We start from the raw sequence: 20,779 nt of genomic DNA, 5'->3' as shown, positions 1-20,779 counted from the left end.
GCCTGTAGCCCTCGTCAATACTGCGTAACCTGCTATGAAAATTAAAGCAAACGGCATCGACATCGAAGTCGAAGACACCGCCGAGATCAACCCCCAGGACACCGACGCCTACACCCGCCCGGCCGTGCTGCTGATCATGGGCCTGGGCATGCAGCTGGTGGCCTGGCCGCCGCAGATGATCGAAGCCCTGGTGGATGCCGGCTACCGCGTCATCCGCATGGACAACCGCGACATCGGTCTGAGCCAACACTTTGACCACATGGGCAAGCCCAACATCGTATGGGCCGGTCTGAAATACAAACTGGGCTGCAAGGTGCGCTCACCGTACTCGCTGGAAGACATGGCACAGGACGCGCTGGGTGTGCTGGATGCGCTGGGCGTGGGCCGTGCCCACGTGGTGGGCGTCAGCATGGGTGGCATGATCGCACAGCGCGTGGCCATTGCCGCACCCCAGCGGGTGCTGAGCCTGACCAGCATCATGAGCAGCAGCGGCGCCAAGGGCCTGCCACAGGCCCGGCCCGAGGTGACCCGCGTGCTGCTCAAGCGCCCCGAAAGCAATGCGCCCGAGGCCGTGGTGGACCACTATGTTCGCCTGTTCAAGGCCATTGGCAGCCCTGGCTACCCGGTGCCCGAGCCCGATATGCGCGAGCGCATCCTGCGCGGCGTGGAGCGCAGCTTCCACCCCGAGGGCACGCTGCGCCAGATGCTGGCCATCGTGGCGGATACCAAGCGCGCCGCGCAGCTGACCAGCATCACCAGCCCCACGCTGGTGCTGCACGGCCGCGCCGACCCGCTGGTGCCCTTTGCCAATGGCGAAGACACGGCGGCCCGCATTCCTGGCGCGCGTCTGGTCGGATTTGACGGCATGGGCCACGACCTGCCACCCGAGCCCGTGGCTCTGATGCTGGACGAACTGGTGCCGCACCTGCAAGCCGCCGAGCCCCCCGCACCCTACCTCGCCACCAAGGTCGCAGCATGAGCACATCCCCCAATAGCAACGGCAACACTCCCGAGCAGTCTCAGTTGGGCAAAAGCTCGGCCTATATCGACCAGTACGACGCTTCGCTGCTGTTCCCCATTCCCCGCCTGGCCAAGCGCGCGGAGATTGGCATTGCCGGTGCCGCGCCTTTCTTTGGCGCGGACATGTGGACGGCCTTTGAGTTGAGCTGGCTCAACCAGCGTGGCAAGCCCCAGGTGGCGCTGGCGCATTTCACCATCCCGTGTGAGTCGCTGAATATCATCGAGAGCAAGTCCTTCAAGCTTTACCTCAATAGCTTCAACAACACCCGCTTCGCCGACGCCGATGCGGTCAAGGCGCGTCTGCGTGCCGACATCACCGAGGCGGTGTGGCGCAGCACGGCCGGTGAGCCGGTGCGCGCGCCTGCGACGATTGGCGTCACCCTGGTGGGCACCGACCTGTTTGACCGCGAGCCCGTGCATGAGCTGGATGGCCTGAACCTGGACCGGCTGGACATCGAATGCACGCAGTACACGCCCGCACCCGAACTGCTGAAGGTCACGCCCAATGAGCAGCCGGTGTCGGAAGTGTTTGTCAGCAACCTGCTCAAAAGCAATTGCCTGGTGACTGGCCAGCCCGACTGGGGCAGCGTGCAGATCCGCTACAGCGGCGACCAGATCGAGCAGGGCGGCCTGCTGCAGTACATCGTGAGCTTTCGCAACCATAACGAATTCCACGAGCAGTGTGTGGAGCGCATCTTCATGGACATCTGGACGCGCTGCAAACCCACGCAGCTGACTGTCTACGCGCGCTATACCCGCCGCGGCGGGCTGGACATCAACCCGTTTCGCACCAGCCATCCGCAGGCGCTGCCGCGCAGTGTGCGTACGGCACGGCAGTAGCAGTTTGCAGAGCGGGATTGGGTCGAAACCTATTTGATCGCGCTGTTGAGTTTGGCAATGGTCTCGTCAGTGACGCTCTTGCTGCAAAGGATGTAGCGATTTTCCCCATTGGGTGCGTTGGAAAAATTGGCTTTGCGAAACTCTGCCGGGCTGATGCCCGCTGCTGTGATCAGGCCATCTGCTTCTTCGGGGGCGACAAACATGTAGTCGGCCCGTGCCGCTTGGATCATTTGCAGCATCTGCACGTTTTCGACGGTAACAGCTGTGGTCTTGGGTTGCAGTTTTGCAATCATGGCATCCAGTGTTTTTCCGTATGAATAGCCCTGTTTGACCAGCAGCGTAATGCCCTTGTCTTCCAGAACGGACTCCACGGTTGCGCCGTCCTTCACTTTGGTATTTTTTGCTGCGGTCATGGCGATCTGCGCCTTGTCCTGGTAAATCGGCTTGGTGAATTTTCCGAAGCCCTCCCGCTCTTCATTTTTGAACCAACCGATGCCGCAGTCTGTGCCTTTGTTTTCTTTGATCAATGCCAACTGCCGAGCCGAAGAGGAGGACTGGAGCGTGAACGGCACGCCAGCCGCCTTGAACGCAGCAACCGCCGGTGAGCCTGTCAGACCTGACAGTTGCCCATCTTTGCCCACCAGATAGGGCGGTCGCTCGTTGTAATGCAGTGTGATCTGCGCGGATGCAAGCGCTGGGGCCAGCAGGCCCGACATCAAGAAAATCCGCAGCGACAAGCTGCTTCGCATGGAGTGTGATGGCATTGTTTCCCCTTTGAGTTAAGAACTAGGAGCATTGAGACGCGCAACACACTATAGGCGCGGACCAGAAAAATAAACACTCGGTAGTTTCACGGAGACACGCCGGCTTCACCCTGGAGTTGCTTCACCTGGTGGCCACTCGCCTCTGCACCAGGCGCTTTACGGCTTGATCGCAGCGTTGAGCTTGGCAATGGTCTCATCCGGCACCCGGTGGCTGCACAGGATGTAGCGGTACTCGCCCTTGGGCATGTTTGCCAGTCTGATCTGGTTGAATTGGCTTGGCTGCAGGCCAGCCAGTGGAATGGTGACCGAGGCTTCTTCCGGAGCGGTAAACATGTAGTCGGCCCTTTGCGCCTGAACCATTTTGAACATCTGGATGTTTTCAATACTGACCGTCTGGCGCGTGGGCTCCAATTTTTGGATCAGGGCGTCGAGTCCCTTACCGTAGGAATAGGCGTTCTTAACGAGCAGGTTGAGCTCCCTGTTTGCCAACACCGCTTCAATGGTGTCCGTCGCCTTGATCTTGGTGTTCTCGATTGCCATCAAAACGATTTGAGGTTCGTCCTGGTATATCGGTTTGGTGAACTTCGCAAAAGCCTCACGCTCGGCGTTTTTAAACCAGCCGATGGCACAGTCCAAACCATCGTTGTCCCTTAGTACTTTGAGCTGTCGCGCAGCCGGAGTCTCTTTGAGCACAAAGGGTACGCCGCCCGCTTTGAAAGCCGCAAAGGCCGGAGACCCCGTCAGCCCAGACAAATGGCCTTCCTGCACGATCAGATAGGGCGGTCGCGAGTTGTAATGCAAAGCCACCGTCTGCGCCAGCATGGCAGAGCTTGCACCCAAAAGAGCGGCCCCTATGAATGCACGACGACAAATCTTCGAAAGTTTCCAGAGCATGATTGACTATATCTGCACCAGCTCGGCGGCTGGCGCCGGGTGGCCGAAGAAGTAACCCTGGAAGGCATCGCAGCCCAGTTCGGCCAAGCGGTTGCGCTGTGCGGCGGTTTCTACGCCTTCGGCAATGACCGTCATTCCCAGGCTGTGGCCCAGGGCCACGACCGAGCGGGCCACGGTGGCATCGCCCGGCTGGGTCAGCAGGTCGTGCACAAAGGACTTGTCGATCTTCAATTGGTCCAGTGGCAGGCGCTGCAGGTGCAACAGCGATGAATAGCCGGTGCCGAAGTCATCCAGCGAGAAACCCACGCCCAGGGCCTTGATGGCGTGCATGCGTTCACGGGTTTCGGCGCTGTCGTTCATCAGCATGCTCTCGGTCAGCTCCAGCTTCAGGCGTTGCGGGTTGGCGCCGGTGCGTTGCAGTGTGTGCGCGATCTGGGTCACAAAGCCCTCGTCACCAAACTGGCTGGGGCCGATGTTGATGGCCAACGTCCAATGTGCGGTGGCAGGCTGCTGGGCCCACAGACCCAATTGGTGGCAGGCAGTTTCCAGCACCCACTGGCCTAGCAGTTGGCCCATGCTGCTTTGCTCGGCCAGGGGGATGAACTGCGCCGGCGGCACCAGGCCGCGCGTGCTGTGGTTCCAGCGTAGCAAAGCCTCGGCGCCGATGGCGGTACCCTGTGCATCCACCTGGAACTGGTAGAGCAGCATGAACTCCTGGCGGGCCAGGCCGCGGCGCATGTCTTGTTCCAACAGCGCGTGCGCGCTGACGCTGGCCTGCATGGCCGGGTCAAAGAAGCGGGCGGTGTTACGGCCGGCCGACTTGGCCTGGTACATGGCCAGGTCGGCTTTTTTCAGTAGGTCGTCGGTGCTTTCCTGGTCGCCCTTGAAGACCACGATGCCGATGCTGGGCGTGCTCTCATGGTGGTGCCAGCGCAGCGCATAGGGCTGGGTCAACGCGGCCAGGATTTTGTTGGCCACTACCTCGGCATCGGTGGCGCTCTCGGCAGCGGCCGGGTTCAAGCCTTCGAGCAGCACGACGAACTCATCCCCGCCCAGGCGGGCCACGGTGTCGCCTTCGCGCACGCAGGTCTTCAGGCGCGTGGCCACCTGCTTGAGCAGGGCATCGCCCAGGTCATGGCCCAGCGTGTCGTTGAGCAGCTTGAAGTGGTCCAGGTCCAGAAACATCAGCGCGCCGCGCTGGCCGGAGCGGGCCGAGGTCTTCAGCGCCTGCTTCAGCCGGTCCAGCAGCAGGCGCCGGTTGGGCAGTTGGGTGAGCGGGTCGTAAAAGGCCAGACGCTGGATTTCTTCCTCTTGCTGGCGGCGCTGTGTGATGTCGCGTATCACGCCGACAAAGGTGGGGCGGCCGGGCCGGGCGATCTTGGAGACCGACAGGCTGATGGGGAAGAGGCTACCGTCCTTGCGCTTGCCGAGTATGTCGCGCGGCGCGCCGACGAGATAGTTGGAGCCGGTCTTTTTGAACAGCTGCATCTGCTGGTCGTGCTCGCCGCTGTAGGGCTCGGGCAGCAGCATGGCCACGCTGTGGCCCAGCAACTCATCAGCGGTGTAGCCAAAGAGCTTGATGGCCGCCTTGTTCACGGATTCGATCTGGCCGCGCTTGTCGATGGTCAGCACGCCGTCCAGCATATTGTCCAGAATGCTCAGCGTATGCAAGGCGGCTTCCTGGAGTGAAGCGTGGTCGGCATGGCAGGCGTTTTGCGCTTCGGCGGTGGCGCAGCCGCACACCTTGTGCAGCATCAGGCAGCGGCTTTGCGCATCTTTGGCAAAGCAGAAAGTAGGCAGGCCGTGCGCCAACGCGGGCAGGTGTTGCTGCCCCGGCGGCGGCTTGGCCGGATTTTTTTGCATGCAAGTATCCCCCGCCGGGTTGCGTACCCGGGACCATCGCGCATGAAACCACGATTCGGGGGATTTGTACAGGCCCCGAGATGTGGGGGGACAGGCGAATGCTTAGGAAAAAACTATTTAGCCCAAATCTGCAAAACGGGTCAGCGGGGTCAGTGCCGGGAAGTCGCCGGTGCCCTTGGTCTTCATGGCTTTCACGGACTCCATCACGTGGCGGTTGCTCCAGATGGCACCCTGCAGCCAGCCCATTTGTTTGAGCGCATCGTCCACGGAATGGTCGCGTGCGTAGTGGATGGCCTGCTTGGTGCCCCAGATGGCGACCGGGGGCTTGGACGCGATCTCGGCGGCGCACTGCAGCGCGGCGGCCAGCATGGCTTCTTCGGACTCAAAGATGGCATTGACCAGACCGTACTGCAGCGCGCGGTCGGCACCCAAGCGCCGGCCGGTGTAGGCCAGTTCCTTGACCACGGCCAGTGGGATCAGCTTGGGCAGGCGCTGCAGCGTGCCCACGTCGGCCACCATGCCGATGTTGATTTCCTGGATGCAGAAGAAGGTCTGCGGCGTGGCGTAGCGGATGCAGCAGGCGGTGACCATGTCCACCGCACCGCCAATGCAGCCGCCCTGTATGGCCGCGATCACCGGTATGCGCAAGGTTTCCAGCTTGGTGAAGGTAGCCTGCATGTCGCCCAACATGTCGAAGACGGCGGCGCGGCCTTCGGGGCTTTTGTCATCCATCTGGATGGCACCGGCAAAGGTCTCCAGCGCCATGCCGGCGCTGAAGTGCTTGCCGGTGCTGCTGATGACCAGGGCGCGCGCGCTACCGTCCTGGTGCAGGTGGGTCAGCACCGCGTCCAGCTCGCGCCAGAACGTGGGGTGCATGGTGTTCATCGCCTCGGGCTTGTTCAGCACAAGGTGGGCGACGTGGTTGCTGGTGGTCAGCGAGAAGCAGGAGAGGGTAGGGGGAGTCGAGGAGGTAGTCATGGGCAAACTGTACGGCAGTTTGTCAGCTGCAACTGTCACCGATTTGCGGCCTTGGCGTGGTGGCGGTGTAGTCGCTATACGGGGGATTCAGTGTTCCAGCCAATCACAGCGCACCCGGTTCTGCGTCTGCGCACGGGCGCGCCAGCTGATGTACATGCGCGGCGCCAGCATGCCCAAAAGGCACAGCGGTCCGCCCCACCAGGCGTCCAGCACAAAGGTGGGCAGCCACCCCACCCAGCCCATGAACCACAGCGTCAGCACCGCGTCCCACAACTGGTATTCCACGGGGTGGTCCTGGGCATGGTCCACGTGCCACTGCCGTATGCGTTGGAGTTCGGAGAAGGGTACTGCGGGTGCAAACATGGCAATCTCCCGGTTGAGAAATTACTGTAAGTTTTGCGTAAGTTAAAGTCAAGGGCTTGAAAGCGTGTTGATCCGTCGTTTGATCCTGGCAATGGCATTTGGGTGTTGGTAGGCTCCCTGTCGCGTCGGATCAGGGTGGGCGGATGTTTTGCTCCGTGTCCCCCGCCCGCTGCGCGGGCTCCTCCTTAACCTGCGCAAAACACCCACCCACCCTGACCCTCAGGAGGTGTGTTTATGCAACGTGTGCATGTCAACCACCGTGTTCGCAGCGGGAGGCAGGCATAGGCCTTTTGCGGAGGTTAAGGAGGAGCCCGCGCAGCGGGCGGGGGACACGTAGCAAAAGGCCTATGCCTGCCTCACGCGGGTCCAGAAGTACAGATGAAAGCAACTAAAAAAGCCACCCCGTCGTATCCTCGGATGCTCTCAATTCAATAGCTGAATTATCAGTATCAACAAGGGCTACCGGCTGTTTTTCCTTAAGTGCCATAGCCTCCTCGGCACCCAGCAATGCACCCATCCGAACACCCAGCAACCGCAGCCGCTTCTGTAACGGCGCACGCTTAAGGCACTGGCCCGCCACGCGGCGTATCTCCTTGGCATCGTTGATGTGGTGTTCTATCGTGATGTCGCGCGTGACGGCGGTGAAGTCCTCGAACTTGATCTTGATGCCAATGGTCTTGCCCACATAACCCTTGCGCTGCAGGTCGGCGGCCAACTGTTCACACAGGCGGGTGAAGATGGCTCCCAGCTCGGCCTTGTCGCGCACGGCGTGCAGGTCGCGTTCGAAAGACGTTTCGCGGCTGATGCTGACCGGCTCGCTCTCCAGCACGATGGGCCGGTCGTCGCGGCCGTGGGATGCCGCATGCATCCACGCGCCGGTGCGCTGGCCAAAGGTGTCCATCAGCCATTGCAGATCCTTGGCGGCCAGTTGGCCTATGGTCTCTATGCCGTGGCTCTTCAGCTTCTCATCGGCCTTGGGGCCAATGCCGTTGATCTTGCGGCAGGCCAGGGGCCAGATCTGTGTCTCGATATCGCTTTCGTAGACGATGGCAATGCCATTGGGTTTGTTGAATTCGCTGGCCATCTTGGCCAATAGCTTGTTGGGCGCTACACCCACCGAGCAGGTCAGGCCTGTGGCCTCGAAGATGCTTTTCTGGATCAACCGGGCCAGCACCCGGCCACCCTCGCGCTGGCCACCGGGCACGTCGGTGAAGTCGATATACACCTCATCCACGCCGCGGTCTTCCATCAGCGGTGCGATGTCGGTGATGATGCGTTTGAAGGTGCGGGAGTACTTGCGGTATTCGTCAAAATCCACCGGCAGCAGAATCGCCTGTGGGCACAGCTTGGCGGCCTTCATCAGGCCCATGGCAGAGCCTATGCCAAACTGGCGCGCCGGGTAGGTGGCGGTGGTGATGACGCCGCGCCCGGTGTAGCTGTGCAGCCGGGCAAAGGCTTCCAGGGGAATGCGTTTCAGCGCCGCGCGTTGCGCGGCTTCGTCCCAGGGGGGCTCAGGCTCCGACGGGTCTGCGTTGGCCAGGTCTTGCGCACGCAAGACCTCCAGCGCATCCTGTATCGCCTTGCGCCCCGCGGCGATGACGACCGGCTGGTCTTTGAGCTGCGGGTAGCGCAACAACTCCACCGACGCGTAGAACGCGTCCATGTCCAGGTGGGCAATGCGCCGCACCGACTTCATCAACCATCGGAATTGATCTGGTTGATCAAGGCGCCCAACACGTCGTCCGCCTGCTCGTTATCGACCTGGCAGGTGCCGGCTGCATTGTGGCCGCCGCCGCCGTATTGCAGCATCAGCTCGCCGATATGGGTCTTGCTGCTGCGGTCCAGAATGGACTTGCCGGTGGCGAACACGGTGTTCTGCTTTTGCACACCCCACAGCACGTGGATGGAGATATTGCACTGCGGGTACATCGCGTAGATCATGAAGCGGTTGGTAGCGAAGATGGTCTCTTCGTTGCGCAGGTCCAGCACCACCAGGTTCTTGTGCACGGTGGCGCAACGCTCCATCTGCTCTCGGGCGCGGGCCGTGTGGTCGAAGTACAGGTCGATGCGCTCAATGACATCGGGCAGTTGCAGGATTTCGTCGATGCCGTGGTTGCGGCAGTATTGGATCAGGTCCATCATCAGCTGGTAGTTGCTGACGCGGAAATCGCGGAAGCGGCCCAGGCCGGTACGCGAGTCCATCAGGTAGTTCAGCAGCACCCAGTCGGTGGGTTCCAGGATTTCGTCGTGCGTGAACTGGGCCGAGTCGGCCTTGTCCACCGCGGCCATCATGTCCAGGCTGATATTGGGGAAGGCCTTGGCGCCGCCGTAGTAGTCATACACCACGCGCGCGGCCGACGGGGCGTGGGGCGAGATGATGTGGTTGGGCCGATCGCCGGTGTTGCGGATGGTTTCCGACTCGTGGTGGTCAAAGGACAAATGGGCCGACGCCACATAGGGCAGGTTGGTCGTGATGTCGCGGCTGGTGATGTCGATCTTGCCGTCCTGCATGTCCTTGGGGTGGACAAATTTGATGTCGTCTATCAGGTCCAGCTCGTTGAGCAATACCGCGCAGACCAGGCCATCAAAGTCGCTGCGGGTCACCAGACGGAATTTGCTTGCGGTCATGGAAAGGTCCTTTGCTTGGCTGGCAGTTCAGGTGGATGAAAAACAGTTCATCCTAACGCAAAAAAAAGACCAAATGGGTATTCCCCTGCGATCTGCGCGCCCGTTGCGTCAGCCAGGGTAGCTGCCCGGCAGCAGCATGCTTTTGTCCACCTGCGCGATGCTGGATTTGCCGCACAGCGCCATGCTGACGTCCATTTCCTTGTGGATGATCTCCAGCGCCTTGGTGACGCCGGCCTCACCCATGGCGCCCAGGCCGTAGATGAAGGAGCGGCCGATATAGACGCCCTTGGCGCCCAGGGCCACGGCCTTCAACACATCCTGGCCGCTGCGGATGCCGCCATCCATGTGCACTTCGATCTGGCTGCCCACCGCGTCCACGATGGCGGGCAGGGCCTGTATCGATGACTCGGCGCCGTCCAGCTGGCGCCCGCCGTGGTTGGAGACGATGATGGCATCGGCACCGGTGGCCACCGCCAGGCGCGCATCTTCCACGTCCTGTATGCCCTTGAGGATCAGCTTGCCGCCCCAGCGCTCCTTGATCCAGGCCACGTCGGCCCAGTTCAGCGTGGGGTCGAACTGCTTGGACGTCCATTCGGACAGCGAACCCATGTCGTCCACACCGCTGACGTGGCCGATGATGTTGCCAAAACCGCGGCGCTGCGTGCCCAGCATGCCCAGCGCCCACTGCGGCTTGGTCATGATGTTGGCAATGTTCTTCAGCGTCAGCTTGGGCGGAGCGGAGAGGCCGTTGCGGATGTCCTTGTGGCGCTGGCCCAGGATCTGCAGATCCAGCGTCAGCACCAGGGCCGAGCATTTGGCCGCCTTGGCTCGGTCGATCAGGCGTTCGATGAAGCCACGGTCGCGCGTGACATAGACTTGGAACCAGAAGGGGTGGTTGCCGGTGCCGGCGGCCACGTCTTCAATTGAGCAGATGCTCATCGTGGACAGCGTGAAGGGCACGCCAAATTTCTTGGCCGCATTGGCGGCCTTGATTTCGCCATCGGCACACTGCATGCCGGTCAGGCCCACGGGCGCCAGCGCTACCGGCATGGCTACCGGCTGGCCGACCATGGTGCTGGTGGTACTGCGGTTGTCCACATTGACGGCCACGCGTTGGCGGAACTTGATTTTCTGGAAATCCGACTCATTGGCCCGGTAGGTGCCCTCGGTCCAGGAGCCGGAATCGGCATAGTCGTAGAACATGCGGGGCACCCGTTTCTGGGCGAGTTGACGCAGGTCTTCGATGTTGGTGATGGTGGGCATGGCGGGTCTCCTGGTATGGGGAAAGATGGTAGCCCGCTCCCGTAGGCCGCGGCGTGAAATCCGGCGTGACGGGTTTGAAATTATTTGACAACATGGGCTAGACTGCGCCGGGCCAACAGGTTCGATCAAACTCAATCACAGGAGCAGGCTCATGGTCTTATGGGGTGCAGTCTGGGGCGCCATTCTGGGCCTATGCATGGACCGGCACGACGAAGGTTTTGGCCTGTTCCTGGGCGCGGTGTTCGGCGCCGTGGCCGGCATGACGCTGCGCCGCGCGGTGCGCACCGTGGCCCGCCAGGCCACGCTGGATGTGATGGCCGAGCACCAGGCGACTGTGCTGCAGACCCCCGTTGCCCCCGCGCCTCCCGAGCGGGTGGTGGAGCCGGTGGCGGCTGCCGCTGCAGCTGCTGTCGCAGCAAGCCCGGCTGCTGTTGCCGCGGCACATCCCGTCTCGCAAACCGACTGGAGTGTGGACCTGCCGATCAAGGTGGCCAAGGACGTGCCGGCCGAGTTGTCCAGTGTGCATTCGGACTTCCACCAGACGCACCCCGGCGCCTTGCCGACCGACGCCAACAAACCCGAAGCGGAACCCGATTTCCCCGCAGTGCTGGCACCCGACTACCTGAGCCGCGCTTTCGAGGCGGCACGGGGCTGGCTGCTGGGCGGCAACACCATCGTGCGCATGGGGATACTGGTGCTGTTTGTGGGTTTGGCCTTCTTGGCCAAATACGCGATCGACAACGCCATGCTGCCGCCCGAGTTGCGCCTGGCCACCATCGCCGCTGCCGGCATTGGCCTGTTTGTCTTTGGCTGGAAGTTACGGGTCCGCCAGCCCGACCGCCTGGCCTATGCGCTGAGCCTGCAGGGCGCAGGCGTTGGGGTGCTATACCTGACGGTGTTTGCGGCCTTCCGGCTGTACCAGTTCTTGCCTGCGGGCGCGGCCTTTGCGGTGCTGGCCTTGGTGTGCGTCTTCTCCACGGTGATTGCGCTGCTGCAGAACGCCATGGCCATGGCCTTCATCGGTTTTGCTGGCGCCTTTGCCGCGCCCATCTTGCTTTCCACCGGCCAGGGTGACCATGTCGGCCTGTTCAGCTACTACCTGCTGCTGGGTGGGGCCATTGCTGCCGTGGCCTGGCTCAAGGCCTGGCGCGCGCTGAACCTGCTGGGTTTTTTTGCGACCTTTGGCGTGGCCACGGTCTGGGGTGTGCTGAAGTACCAGCCGGAGCAACTGGCCAGTACGGAGCCGTTTCTGATCGCTTTCTTTGTGCTCTACCTCGTGGCCAGTCTGCTGTACGCCACGCGCCATGGGCTGCAGCCCAAACAGGCGGTTGACGCCACGCTGATCTTTGGCCTGCCGCTGGTGGCCTTTGGATTGCAGGCCCGCTTGGTGCACGATGTGGAGTACGCCACTGCGTTTTCATCACTGGCAATGGGTGGCATCTACCTGGCGCTAGGCGCCTGGGCGCTGAAGCGTAAGGACACCGGTGTGGGCCAATGGCTGGCCGAGTGTTTCGTCGCTTTGGGCATGGGCTTTGTCACGCTGGCCGTGCCCTTGGCGCTGGATGCCCGATGGACATCGGCCGTGTGGGCCGCCGAGGGGGCCGCCGTGTATTGGATGGGCCAGCGCCAAGACCGCTGGCTGGCACGCCTAGCCGGCTTAGCCCTGCAGTTGTTCGCGGCCCTGAGTTTCATGAAATCGTTTGAGGTGGTGCAGGCCTCGCCGTGGCCCCTTGCCAACCCGGCCTTCATCGGTGCGGTGTTGTTGTCGTTGTCGGCCTTGGCCATCGCCTATTGGTCGCGTTCGGGGGATGTGGCGCCGGACATGCCGGCGGTCACGCCCTTTGTGGCGCTGGAGCATGGCTTGTCACCGGTGCTGTTTTGGGTGGGTTTTTTGTGGGCGCAGTTTGCACTGGGCCACGAGATCGAACGCGGTGCGCTCAATGCGAGCGGGATGTGGGAACCGGTGTTCGGCAACAGCCTGCAGTTCTACCTGGAGATGTTGGCATGGTTGGGCGCTGCCTGGCTGGCCCACCGCTGGGCACTGCCCAGCCGTCCTCGGCCCTGGACCATTGCGGCTACTCCGGCTTGGTTCTCACTGCCCGTCATGCTGGTGGTGGCCTTGCAGGGTGTGATGACGCTGCACCACGTGCTGGAATCCTGGGGATGGCTGGTGTGGCCGCTGGCCTTGGGCCTGCACTTCGCCACGCTCAAGCACTTGGACAGCCTGGCACCGCAGCGCTGGTGGTCGTGGGTGCACACCGGCGGCGTCTGGCTGGTGGTGTTGCTGGTGGGCAATCTGCTGGTGTGGGCCGTGCAACAGGCCCAATTGCAAGGCACGGCCTGGGCCAGTGTGATCTTCCTGGTGGCCAGTGTGCTGGTGCTGCTGGGCTTGGCCCAACCCGCCTTCTATGCGCCACAAGGGCCGCTGCGCACCCGCTGGCCGCTGGACCGCTTTGCCCATGCCTACCTGTGGCGCGCGGCCGCGCCCTTGGCCGCACTGGTGGCACTGGGTGCGCTGCTGGTGGCCGTGCATTCTGATGGCAATGCCAGGCCCTTGCCCTATGTGCCTTTGCTCAATCCCACGGACATCACCGTGGCACTGGCCTTGGGCGGCTGCGCACTGTGGCTGACGCGGGTGCGCGGCGGTGGTATTGGCGCCCTTGCCGTGCCGGCGGGCATGCAGAGCCCGCGCTGGACCTTGGTGCTGGCGGGTCTGGGTTTCATTGCCGTCAACACCGTATGGCTGCGCGCCGTGCACCATTGGGCCGGTGTGCCATGGGATGCGGACCGCCTGTTTGCATCCTTCCTGGTGCAGACGGGCTATTCCATTTTGTGGACACTGTTGGCCATGGCGTTGATGCTGGTGGCGCACCGCCGCCACGCACGGCCGCTGTGGACCGGGGGCGCTGCGTTGTTGGGGCTGACCGTGGCCAAGCTCTTCCTGGTGGACTTGTCCAACCGGGGCGGCTCGGAGCGCATCGTGGCCTTCATTGCGGTGGGCGTGCTGATGCTCGTGGTCGGCTACTTCGCGCCGATTCCACCAGTGGCAGTGGCTGCGGCTGGTGATGAAGAGAACAACAGCAAACAGGAGACAGCATGAGAGGTGGGGTATCGACGGTGGTGGCGATGGGGCGTCGGCGGGTTTGGACTGTCGCTGCTTGTGCTTTGGTGTTGGCCGGTGGCTTTGTCGTAGTAGAGGCCCAAGCGGCCGACGCGCCACAGGCCAGCGACTTTGCCTGGCGTGCCAACCTGGCGCTGCCAGCGGGTGTCAGCCTGGCCCGGGTCGATGTGCCGGTGCAGGCCTTGTTGAACATGCAAAGTGGTGCTGCCAACGATGTGCGGGTGTTCAACGCCGCGGGCGCCGTCGTGCCCTTTGCCCTGCTGGGCGGTGCGGACCTGAACCGCGCCGCGCCTTTGGCACAAACCAACAGCTACAAGGCCTATCCCCTGTTTGCCACCGGTACGGATGGCAAGCCTGCCCGCGGTACGGTCGAGGTGCAGGTGGACACGGCCGGCCAGCGCAGCAGTGCCTGGGTGCGCTGGGACCGCGCCGATATGAAAACCAGCGCAGCCGATGCGGCCGCACAGCCCCTGCAAGCCGCCTTGTTCGATCTGCGGGCCGAGAAGCAAAACCTGTCCGCCCTGGAGCTGGTGGTCGACATGCCGCACAACGCTTTGGTGCACATGAACCTGGCGACCAGCACCGATCTGCAGGAATGGACACCGGTGGCCACCAAGGGGCCGCTGTTTCAGTTTGACGGTGCCGATGCACCGGCCAACACCACGCTGGAGCTGCTGCAACCGCTGTCGGTACAGGGGCGTTATCTGCGCCTGGCCTGGCCGGGGCAAGCCGGCGTGAAGCTGCGGGCTTTGATAGGCACGGTCGCCGCGTCGCAAACAGCCGCGGCGTCTCTGCATGCTGCCTTGCCGCCGGGCGCGCCCGACGGCAGCAATGCCTTGCAGTGGACGCTGCCTTTTGCAACCCCTATCGCCGCCCTGCATCTGCAGGCCGTGCAAAACAACAGCCTGGTGCCGGTGCGCATACTGGGGCGTGCCGAGGCCGCACAGCCCTGGCGCAATTTGGCGTCCAGCGTGGTGTACCGCCTGGACGGTGTAGGGCAAAGCGGCAGCAACCCAGCCACGGCCCTGCGGGGTGCATCGCTCTACAGCCTGCGGGTGGAGGCCGGCAAGGGGCTGACGCTGCCCGACGGTGGCTTGCAGGCAACGGTGGAATTCGCACCACTGCAAGTGGCCTTTTTGGCATCGGGTGCCGGGCCGTTTACGTTGGCAGTGGGCCGGCCGCACACAGCCGCAGCGGCGGTGGATGCCTCTTTGTTGGGGTCGGTGACGCCGGCCAAGCTGGCCGAGCTGCCGCTGGCTACTGTGTCCAACGCGGTGGTGCAGACGCAGACCAATGGCAGGTTGAACCGCGGAGCGGCTTCGTGGCTGCCCGAGGGGGTTTCTTTGCGCACCCTACTGCTGTGGCTGGTGCTGGGCGTGGGGGTGCTTGCGTTGGGCCGTGTGGCGTATGTGTTGATGCGCCAAGCAGGTGCCCAGCGTTAGTCGACATTTGGAAAATATGCCGCTAGCCCTCGTCAAATATGCGTATGCCGCTCCTGATTTGGTAGCGATTCGCGGCTGACCGTCACGATTTTGCATTCATGTCGATGTTGCGCGCCGTGCCCAGCAGCGTTGCGCACAGCGTCTCTTGCCCGGACTCAGCCACTGCATAGACGTTCGCGGCACACACCGTCAGCAGCTTGCCTGCATCCACGACGCGACCCCGTGCCCGCAGCGCCCGGCCCTTGGCCGGCGCCACGAGTTTGAGCGTGGCGTCCACGGTGGCGTTGATCCAGCCCGGCGGCAACAGGGTGCCGGCCGCGGCTACCGCGGCAAAGTCGGCAATCGCAAAAACGGGCGTGGCTTGCAGCTGACCGGGCCGGAAGGTGAAGGCCTCCTGCACCGGGATTTCCAATTCCACCTCGCCAGGCGCATTGCGGATGAAGCGCAAACCCAGCGTGCGCGCCATGGGCATGGACAGCACCATGCGTTCCAGCGCGTCAAACGTGGAGGGGGTGGTGACAGTGTTCATGGCGTATTCCTTTTGCGGTTGGGGTTGGGGAAGGGTTTGCGGGATGCCGGTGTCTTCTGTTGGGTTTGCTGTGCTTGCAGCCAGGCGATGTGGGACACGACCTCTGCACGCTGGGCCTCCAGTTCGGCCTTCTGCCGGTCTATGTCTTTCACGCGGTCCCGCAGCGCATCCACCATGTCGGCAATGGTCAGGCGCCCCGCGCGGTAGGCGGGCAGTTGCTCGGCAATCGCGGGCAACGAGATGCCCACTTTGCGCGACATCGCGATGAAAACCACTTCGCGGCGCATGGCTTCGCTGTAGTCGCGGTAACCGTTGGCGTGGCGCAGTGGGCGCAGCAGACCCAGGCGTTCGTAGTGGCGCAACGCGTGGGTGGTGACGCCGCAGCGCTCGGCAAGTTCGGATATCTGCATAAGGCCACAAGACTAGCAAGCCTGGTGCTGCACTAAGGTTTGCGGCCTGTCGCACCGGTTACAGCTCGTGGCTCCAACGGGCTGCAATGCGGCCTACTTCGGCCAGCACGGCCTGGTCTTCGTTGCGTATGTCTGCGTGCGAATTGCGGGTTTCCAGGAATGCAGTGACAACCAACGGCGACTTACCCGGCGGCCAGGCGATCGCCACATCGTTGTACTTGTCGCGCATGCCGGGTGCCATCGCGGTGCCCGTCTTGTCGCCCGTGCGCCAGTCTGCAGGCAAGCCGGCACGCAGGCGCCGTTTGCCGGTGGTTGTGGCCACCATCCAGGCTATCAGCGTCTCGCGTGACGTTCCGGACAGCCAATCGCTGGTCAGCATGTGGGCCGTGGTGCGGGCCATCGCAGCAGGGGTTGTCGTGTCGCGCACATCCTGTCCGGTGACGAGGTTGAGCTCCGGCTCGAAGCGGTCTAGCCGCGTAGTGGTGTCGCCGGCTGTGCGCAAGATGGCGGTGAAGCCGGCCGGGCCACCGATCAGTTTGAGCAACAAGTTGGCGGCGGGGTTATCGCTGGTGGTTTGGGCAGCCTCTGCCAACGCTGCCACGGTCATGCCGCCTTGCGCCAGGTGCTGCGACGTGACGGGTGCGTGTGACACCATGTCGGCCGGGCCATAGGCCACCCACTGGTCACCTTGCAGCCGACCCTGGTCGATTTCACGCAGGATGGCACCCGCCAGCGGGAGCTTGAAGGTGGAACACATGGCAAAGCGCTCGCCCAGGCGATGGCCCACGAGTTGGCCGCTGGCGGTGTCGAAGATGGCCACACCCAGGCGCCCCCCCGACCTGCGCTCCAGCTTGGCCAGCGCCTGGGCGGTATCGGCCGTGGATGGCCGCATTTGCATGGCTTGTGCGCACGTGGTGCCTGCGGCCCACAGTCCGGTGGCCGATGCGGCCCATTGCAGGGCGTGGCGCCGGGTGATGTTTGGGTTGATATGCATAGTATGGACTCCTGGTGAAGAAGACCCGCATTCTTCCGACTTGCAGCATTTGTACAAGCTATGATTTTTGGCATGAGTCCATACTTTTATTGGGGATCTAAATGGCATTGGGCAACTTGTCACTGAACACCTTGCGGGCCTTTGATGCGGCTGCACGGCATCTGAACTTCACCCGCGCCGCCGACGAACTGTGCGTGACCCAGGCGGCGGTCAGCCACCAGGTCAAGGCCTTGGAAGACCATATTGGCCGACCCCTGTTTCGCCGCACGGCGCGCGGCCTGGTGTTGACCGACGAAGGCGTGGCCTTGATGCCCACGGTGGCTGACAGCTTTGCCCGCATTGAGCGCCAACTGGATGCCTGCAAGCAGGGTGGGCCGATGGAGGTGCTGACTGTGGGCGTGGTGGGCACCTTTGCGCTGGGGTTTCTGTTGGAGCGGCTGGGGCGCTTTCGGGCCGCGCATCCGCGCATCGAGCTGCGCCTGATGACCCACAACAACAAGGTGGACTTGTCGGCCGAAGGCCTGGACTATGCGATCCAGTTTGGCGATGGCGCCTGGCGCAGCGTGCAGGCCGATCCCATCATGGCGGCGCCCTTGTCGCCGCTGTGTGCCCCCGATTTGCTGGACCAGTTGCGCCAGCCCGACGACCTGCGCAGCCTGCGCCTGCTGCGCTCTTACCGCAGCCAGGATTGGCTGGCCTGGCTGCGCGCGGCAGGCGTCAAAGGCGTCACGCCGCGCGGCCCGCTGTTCGATGCCTCGGCCATCATGGTGCAGGCAGCCATGTTTGGCGAAGGCGTTGCGCTGGCGCCGCCCTGCATGTTTGCGCGGGAGCTGCAGCAGGGCCGCCTGACCCAGCCCTTTGATCTGGCCGTGGATGTGGGTGGTTACTGGCTTACGCGGCTGTTGTCCAAGGAGCCTACGCCCGCCATGCTGGCGTTTCGGACCTGGTTGCTGGCGGTGGTGTAGCCAGGCTCCAAAGCCTGGTTGAGGTGGTTGACTTTGGCAGGCCGCTGAACAATAGTTGCAGAGTCAACCCATGGCATTGGGGGCTTAGATGAAAAAGCTTGTTTTCGCGGCGTGCTGTGTGCTTGCCGGATGGTTCGCCAACGCGCACGCCGACACATTCAAGGTCGGTTTCTACAACTACCCGCCGATGATGATCGAGAGCGAACAGTCCGGTATCTACCAGGACATCCTCGACGAGTTGAGCAAGGCCACCGGGCATCGCTTTCAAATCCTCTACTTTCCCTACCCGCGGCTTGCCAGACAGTTTGACATCGGCGAAATTGACATGGAGCCCGGGGTATTTCCCGGTTGGGTGAACAAGCAAAAAGTGCCGGGCCTGTTTTCCGTGCCGTTTGGCAAGGTGGTGGATGTGCTGGTGTTCGCCCCGGGCAAGCATGTGCCGGTGAGCGCGCCCCGAGATTTGAGCGGCAAGACGATAGGCCTGGTGCGGGGCTATGCCTATCCGGATCTGCGCGAGATGTTTGACAACGGAACCGTGCACCGGGCCGACGCCATCAACGAAATCCAGCTTTTGGCCATGTTGGCCGGCGGGCGCATAGACCAGATACTGATCAACAAGGCGGTCGCCCAGTACACGATCCGCGACACGCCCAAGTACAGCGACCTTGTCCTGGGCGACGTGCTGGGCTCGTTCGACGTGTCCATGCGTGTACACCCCAGCAAGAAAGCCTTGCTACCCAAGCTCGACGATGCCATCGTCGCCATGAAGCGCTCGGGCGCCATCACCCGTATCTATGCCAAGTACGGGGTGAGTCTTTGATGCGTTGAGCGTCGGCTGGTCAAGCCAGGAATAGTGCGGCCAGGGCCAGCACGGCTGGCACCGTTTGCACAAACAAAATGCGGATCTGCACCGTGGCCGCACCCCAGATGCCGGCTACCGCCACACAGGCCAGGCCGTAGATCGTGAAGGCGCGACCGGTGGCTGCATCGGGCAACAGAAAGCCCAGGGCCAGCGCCGCAGCCAGGAAACCGTTGTAGCAGCCCTGGTTGGACATGGCGGGGCGCACGATGTCGGCCTTTTCCTGCGTCAGCCCAAACACTTTGCGGCCGCGGGTCTCAAACAGCACGGTCTCCAGCAGCACGATGTAGACATGGATGAGGAATACGAGGCCGGTGAGTACTTGGGCGGCGAGCAACATGGTGGTGGTCCTTGGTTGAAAAGTGGAGTACGATTTGCGAAACCTGAAGAATACATAATTACGTTATGTTTAAAAGTCACCTATGCGACAGAACATGAATCGTTCTACTCGGCCTGTCTCGTCAAAAGCGCCTGAGACTCCGCTGGCAGCCACCGTCGGCACGGCAGACGGCCGCAAGGTCAACGCCGCAACCACCCAGGCCACATTGCGTGCCGTGGGTCGCCGCTTGTTCGGCCAGCAGGGCTATGAGGCCACTGCGCTGAGCACCATCTGCGCCGAGGCCGGCGTCACCACCGGCGCGCTGTACCACCATTTCGGCGACAAGAAAGGCCTGTTTGCTGCAGTGGCCGAAGAGTTGGACGAGGGTCTGGTCCAACTGACGGCCGCTGCCCGAGTCAAGGCCCTGGCCGGTGGCGCTGATGCCTGGCAGGCCTTCATGGCGGCGATTGACGTGTTCCTGCAGGCCGGCCTGAACCCCGAGGGGCGCCGCATCGGCCTGACCGACGCGCCGGCAGTGTTGGGCGCACAAGCCTGGCTGGAGATACGCGAACGCCACGGCCTGGGCGCCATGGTGCAAACCGTGCGCACGCTGCAATCGCTGGGCTTTTTGCCGGCAGGCGATGTGCGCCTGCGCGCGCGGCTGATCCTGGGTCTGCTCTATGGCGCCGTCGAAGCCCTGGCCCACCAGCCCGAGGATGAGGGGCAGGTCGCACTGGGCGAGACGCGCGAACTGGTGCATGCGATGCTGGGCGGCATGCGGGCCAACATCGCCGCCTAGCCTAGTTAGGGAGAGGCCAGCCCCCACAACAACACCAGCGCGGTGCCCCACATCATGAGTGCCACCAGGCCATCCAATGCCCGCCAGATTGATGGTTTGCCCAGGCGCTGACCCAGCCAGAAAACGGCCAAGCCCAGGCCGCCGAACCAGATAACCGACCCTGTCGCGGCGCCGGCTCCAAAAGCCGCGTTGCCGGGCGTGCCCCAAGCCAGGGATGCGGAGCCTATCAGCACGGCCGTGTCCAGCCACGCATGGGGATTGAGCCAGGCGAAGGCCAGCGCCGCCCCTATGGCCTGGCGTCGGCTCATGGGCAGTGCGCCTGCGGCACCTCCGGCCGCTGTGCCCAGTGAGCCGGCGCCTGCAACCGGTTTGCGAAAGCGCGCAAAGGCCTGTGCCCCGTAGACCAACAGAAACACCGCGCCACCACCGATCAGCGCCGCCTTCAGCGTGGCCGATAGGCCGCCGAGCTGGGCTACACCAAAGACCCCCAGCGCGATCAAAACCATGTCGGACGCAATGCACAGCACCACGGTCAACAGCACATGCTGGCCCTGCAGCCCCATGCGTATCACGTGCGTGTTTTGTGCACCCAGGGCCATGATCAGGGACAAGCACAAGGCCAGGCCGGCGTTGAAGGCGGGTGCCAAAGGGCTGAGGGTTGCGAAGGCGGTCATAGAAGCCGTAGCGTGAGACGTGTTGATGCCTCGACTATGGCTGCCTTGCTGTTT

Annotated in this window: 20 protein-coding genes; 7 read left to right on the top strand and 13 right to left on the bottom strand. The window is 63.0% G+C overall.

Annotated elements, in window-relative coordinates:
• Window positions 1-34 precede the first annotated feature (34 nt).
• Together AC07OO_RS02715 and queF are read left to right on the top strand one after the other, a co-directional pair.
• Window positions 35-979 carry an alpha/beta fold hydrolase gene (locus tag AC07OO_RS02715; protein ID WP_495080514.1) on the top strand — a complete coding sequence of 315 codons (945 nt, stop codon included), beginning with the start codon at window positions 35-37 and terminating at the stop codon, window positions 977-979.
• The gene (queF, locus tag AC07OO_RS02710) at window positions 976-1,860 is read left to right on the top strand and encodes an NADPH-dependent 7-cyano-7-deazaguanine reductase QueF (protein ID WP_495080513.1); all 885 of its coding nucleotides are present in this window, start codon (window positions 976-978) and stop codon (window positions 1,858-1,860) included. The genes AC07OO_RS02715 and queF overlap by 4 nt, the downstream gene beginning before the upstream one ends.
• A 29-nt stretch (window positions 1,861-1,889) precedes the next feature.
• Here queF and AC07OO_RS02705 read toward each other — a convergent pair whose 3' ends face one another.
• The 8 genes from AC07OO_RS02705 to AC07OO_RS02670 all read right to left on the bottom strand — a co-directional run bounded on the left by AC07OO_RS02705 (window position 1,890) and on the right by AC07OO_RS02670 (window position 10,613).
• Window positions 1,890-2,576 (bottom strand): substrate-binding periplasmic protein, encoded by a 687-nt coding sequence (locus AC07OO_RS02705; protein ID WP_495080512.1) that lies wholly within the window; start codon window positions 2,574-2,576, stop codon window positions 1,890-1,892.
• A 204-nt stretch (window positions 2,577-2,780) separates the two neighbouring features.
• Window positions 2,781-3,518 (bottom strand): hypothetical protein, encoded by a 738-nt coding sequence (locus AC07OO_RS02700; protein ID WP_495080511.1) that lies wholly within the window; start codon window positions 3,516-3,518, stop codon window positions 2,781-2,783.
• Between the two features lie 6 nt (window positions 3,519-3,524).
• A complete protein-coding gene (locus AC07OO_RS02695; protein ID WP_495080510.1) occupies window positions 3,525-5,381 on the bottom strand; it encodes a putative bifunctional diguanylate cyclase/phosphodiesterase in 1,857 nt (618 codons plus the stop codon).
• Window positions 5,382-5,498: 117 nt separating this feature from the next.
• The gene (locus AC07OO_RS02690; RefSeq protein ID WP_495080509.1) at window positions 5,499-6,359 is read right to left on the bottom strand and encodes an enoyl-CoA hydratase-related protein; all 861 of its coding nucleotides are present in this window, start codon (window positions 6,357-6,359) and stop codon (window positions 5,499-5,501) included.
• Window positions 6,360-6,446: 87 nt separating this feature from the next.
• A complete protein-coding gene (locus AC07OO_RS02685) occupies window positions 6,447-6,722 on the bottom strand; it encodes a hypothetical protein (RefSeq protein WP_495080508.1) in 276 nt (91 codons plus the stop codon).
• A 388-nt stretch (window positions 6,723-7,110) separates the two neighbouring features.
• Window positions 7,111-8,418, bottom strand: coding sequence for a DNA polymerase IV (gene dinB, locus AC07OO_RS02680; RefSeq protein ID WP_495080507.1), 1,308 nt, complete (start codon window positions 8,416-8,418; stop codon window positions 7,111-7,113).
• Complete coding sequence (locus AC07OO_RS02675; RefSeq protein WP_495080506.1) at window positions 8,418-9,350, bottom strand: exopolyphosphatase; 933 nt, start codon at window positions 9,348-9,350, stop codon at window positions 8,418-8,420. The genes dinB and AC07OO_RS02675 overlap by 1 nt, the downstream gene beginning before the upstream one ends.
• Before the next feature lie 108 nt (window positions 9,351-9,458).
• Entirely contained in the window at window positions 9,459-10,613 is a 1,155-nt protein-coding gene (locus AC07OO_RS02670) for an alpha-hydroxy acid oxidase (RefSeq protein ID WP_495080505.1), read from the bottom strand.
• 151 nt (window positions 10,614-10,764) lie between these two features.
• Between AC07OO_RS02670 and AC07OO_RS02665 the strand changes: the two genes are divergently transcribed.
• Window positions 10,765-13,713, top strand: a complete 2,949-nt coding sequence (locus tag AC07OO_RS02665) for a DUF2339 domain-containing protein (RefSeq protein ID WP_495080504.1) — start codon at window positions 10,765-10,767, stop codon at window positions 13,711-13,713.
• Entirely contained in the window at window positions 13,710-15,176 is a 1,467-nt protein-coding gene (locus AC07OO_RS02660; RefSeq protein WP_495080503.1) for a DUF3999 family protein, read from the top strand. Before AC07OO_RS02665 ends, AC07OO_RS02660 begins: the two co-directional genes overlap by 4 nt.
• Window positions 15,177-15,258: 82 nt before the next feature.
• On the opposite strand, the gene AC07OO_RS02655 is transcribed toward AC07OO_RS02660, so the two are convergent.
• The 3 genes from AC07OO_RS02655 to bla are packed head-to-tail and all read right to left on the bottom strand — an operon-like array spanning window position 15,259 to window position 17,109.
• Complete coding sequence (locus AC07OO_RS02655; RefSeq protein WP_495080502.1) at window positions 15,259-15,705, bottom strand: PaaI family thioesterase; 447 nt, start codon at window positions 15,703-15,705, stop codon at window positions 15,259-15,261.
• Window positions 15,702-16,115 carry a MerR family DNA-binding transcriptional regulator gene (locus AC07OO_RS02650; RefSeq protein WP_495080501.1) on the bottom strand — a complete coding sequence of 138 codons (414 nt, stop codon included), beginning with the start codon at window positions 16,113-16,115 and terminating at the stop codon, window positions 15,702-15,704. The genes AC07OO_RS02655 and AC07OO_RS02650 overlap by 4 nt, the downstream gene beginning before the upstream one ends.
• 58 nt (window positions 16,116-16,173) lie before the next feature.
• On the bottom strand, window positions 16,174-17,109 hold the full coding sequence (bla, locus tag AC07OO_RS02645) for a class A beta-lactamase (RefSeq protein WP_495080500.1): 936 nt from the start codon (window positions 17,107-17,109) through the stop codon (window positions 16,174-16,176).
• A gap of 101 nt (window positions 17,110-17,210) precedes the next feature.
• Here bla and AC07OO_RS02640 point away from each other — a divergent pair, with 101 nt between their 5' ends.
• Window positions 17,211-18,074 carry a LysR family transcriptional regulator gene (locus AC07OO_RS02640; RefSeq protein WP_495080499.1) on the top strand — a complete coding sequence of 288 codons (864 nt, stop codon included), beginning with the start codon at window positions 17,211-17,213 and terminating at the stop codon, window positions 18,072-18,074.
• Window positions 18,075-18,162: 88 nt separating this feature from the next.
• On the top strand, window positions 18,163-18,894 hold the full coding sequence (locus AC07OO_RS02635) for a substrate-binding periplasmic protein (RefSeq protein WP_495080498.1): 732 nt from the start codon (window positions 18,163-18,165) through the stop codon (window positions 18,892-18,894).
• Between the two features lie 19 nt (window positions 18,895-18,913).
• On the opposite strand, the gene AC07OO_RS02630 is transcribed toward AC07OO_RS02635, so the two are convergent.
• On the bottom strand, window positions 18,914-19,273 hold the full coding sequence (locus AC07OO_RS02630; protein WP_495080497.1) for a DUF1304 domain-containing protein: 360 nt from the start codon (window positions 19,271-19,273) through the stop codon (window positions 18,914-18,916).
• A 94-nt stretch (window positions 19,274-19,367) separates the two neighbouring features.
• Between AC07OO_RS02630 and AC07OO_RS02625 the strand changes: the two genes are divergently transcribed.
• Window positions 19,368-20,051 carry a TetR/AcrR family transcriptional regulator gene (locus AC07OO_RS02625; protein WP_495080496.1) on the top strand — a complete coding sequence of 228 codons (684 nt, stop codon included), beginning with the start codon at window positions 19,368-19,370 and terminating at the stop codon, window positions 20,049-20,051.
• 5 nt (window positions 20,052-20,056) lie between these two features.
• On the opposite strand, the gene AC07OO_RS02620 is transcribed toward AC07OO_RS02625, so the two are convergent.
• Window positions 20,057-20,725, bottom strand: a complete 669-nt coding sequence (locus AC07OO_RS02620; protein WP_495080495.1) for a LysE/ArgO family amino acid transporter — start codon at window positions 20,723-20,725, stop codon at window positions 20,057-20,059.
• Between the last annotated feature and the right edge of the window lie 54 nt (window positions 20,726-20,779).

The organism is Rhodoferax sp. GW821-FHT07G04, from assembly GCF_059418585.1.
Note: the sequence above shows the minus strand (reverse complement) of the source record. Positions and strands in the feature narration are given on the sequence as shown.

Coding starts and splice junctions, on each gene's coding strand:
- AC07OO_RS02715 (WP_495080514.1), top strand. CDS start 35: ATGAAAATTAAAGCAAACGGCATCGACATCGAAGTCGAAGACACCGCC.
- queF (WP_495080513.1), top strand. CDS start 976: ATGAGCACATCCCCCAATAGCAACGGCAACACTCCCGAGCAGTCTCAG.
- AC07OO_RS02705 (WP_495080512.1), bottom strand. CDS start 2,576: ATGTCGGGCCTGCTGGCCCCAGCGCTTGCATCCGCGCAGATCACACTG.
- AC07OO_RS02700 (WP_495080511.1), bottom strand. CDS start 3,518: ATGCTCTGGAAACTTTCGAAGATTTGTCGTCGTGCATTCATAGGGGCC.
- AC07OO_RS02695 (WP_495080510.1), bottom strand. CDS start 5,381: ATGCAAAAAAATCCGGCCAAGCCGCCGCCGGGGCAGCAACACCTGCCC.
- AC07OO_RS02690 (WP_495080509.1), bottom strand. CDS start 6,359: ATGACTACCTCCTCGACTCCCCCTACCCTCTCCTGCTTCTCGCTGACC.
- AC07OO_RS02685 (WP_495080508.1), bottom strand. CDS start 6,722: ATGTTTGCACCCGCAGTACCCTTCTCCGAACTCCAACGCATACGGCAG.
- dinB (WP_495080507.1), bottom strand. CDS start 8,418: ATGAAGTCGGTGCGGCGCATTGCCCACCTGGACATGGACGCGTTCTAC.
- AC07OO_RS02675 (WP_495080506.1), bottom strand. CDS start 9,350: ATGACCGCAAGCAAATTCCGTCTGGTGACCCGCAGCGACTTTGATGGC.
- AC07OO_RS02670 (WP_495080505.1), bottom strand. CDS start 10,613: ATGCCCACCATCACCAACATCGAAGACCTGCGTCAACTCGCCCAGAAA.
- AC07OO_RS02665 (WP_495080504.1), top strand. CDS start 10,765: ATGGTCTTATGGGGTGCAGTCTGGGGCGCCATTCTGGGCCTATGCATG.
- AC07OO_RS02660 (WP_495080503.1), top strand. CDS start 13,710: ATGAGAGGTGGGGTATCGACGGTGGTGGCGATGGGGCGTCGGCGGGTT.
- AC07OO_RS02655 (WP_495080502.1), bottom strand. CDS start 15,705: ATGAACACTGTCACCACCCCCTCCACGTTTGACGCGCTGGAACGCATG.
- AC07OO_RS02650 (WP_495080501.1), bottom strand. CDS start 16,115: ATGCAGATATCCGAACTTGCCGAGCGCTGCGGCGTCACCACCCACGCG.
- bla (WP_495080500.1), bottom strand. CDS start 17,109: ATGCATATCAACCCAAACATCACCCGGCGCCACGCCCTGCAATGGGCC.
- AC07OO_RS02640 (WP_495080499.1), top strand. CDS start 17,211: ATGGCATTGGGCAACTTGTCACTGAACACCTTGCGGGCCTTTGATGCG.
- AC07OO_RS02635 (WP_495080498.1), top strand. CDS start 18,163: ATGAAAAAGCTTGTTTTCGCGGCGTGCTGTGTGCTTGCCGGATGGTTC.
- AC07OO_RS02630 (WP_495080497.1), bottom strand. CDS start 19,273: ATGTTGCTCGCCGCCCAAGTACTCACCGGCCTCGTATTCCTCATCCAT.
- AC07OO_RS02625 (WP_495080496.1), top strand. CDS start 19,368: ATGAATCGTTCTACTCGGCCTGTCTCGTCAAAAGCGCCTGAGACTCCG.
- AC07OO_RS02620 (WP_495080495.1), bottom strand. CDS start 20,725: ATGACCGCCTTCGCAACCCTCAGCCCTTTGGCACCCGCCTTCAACGCC.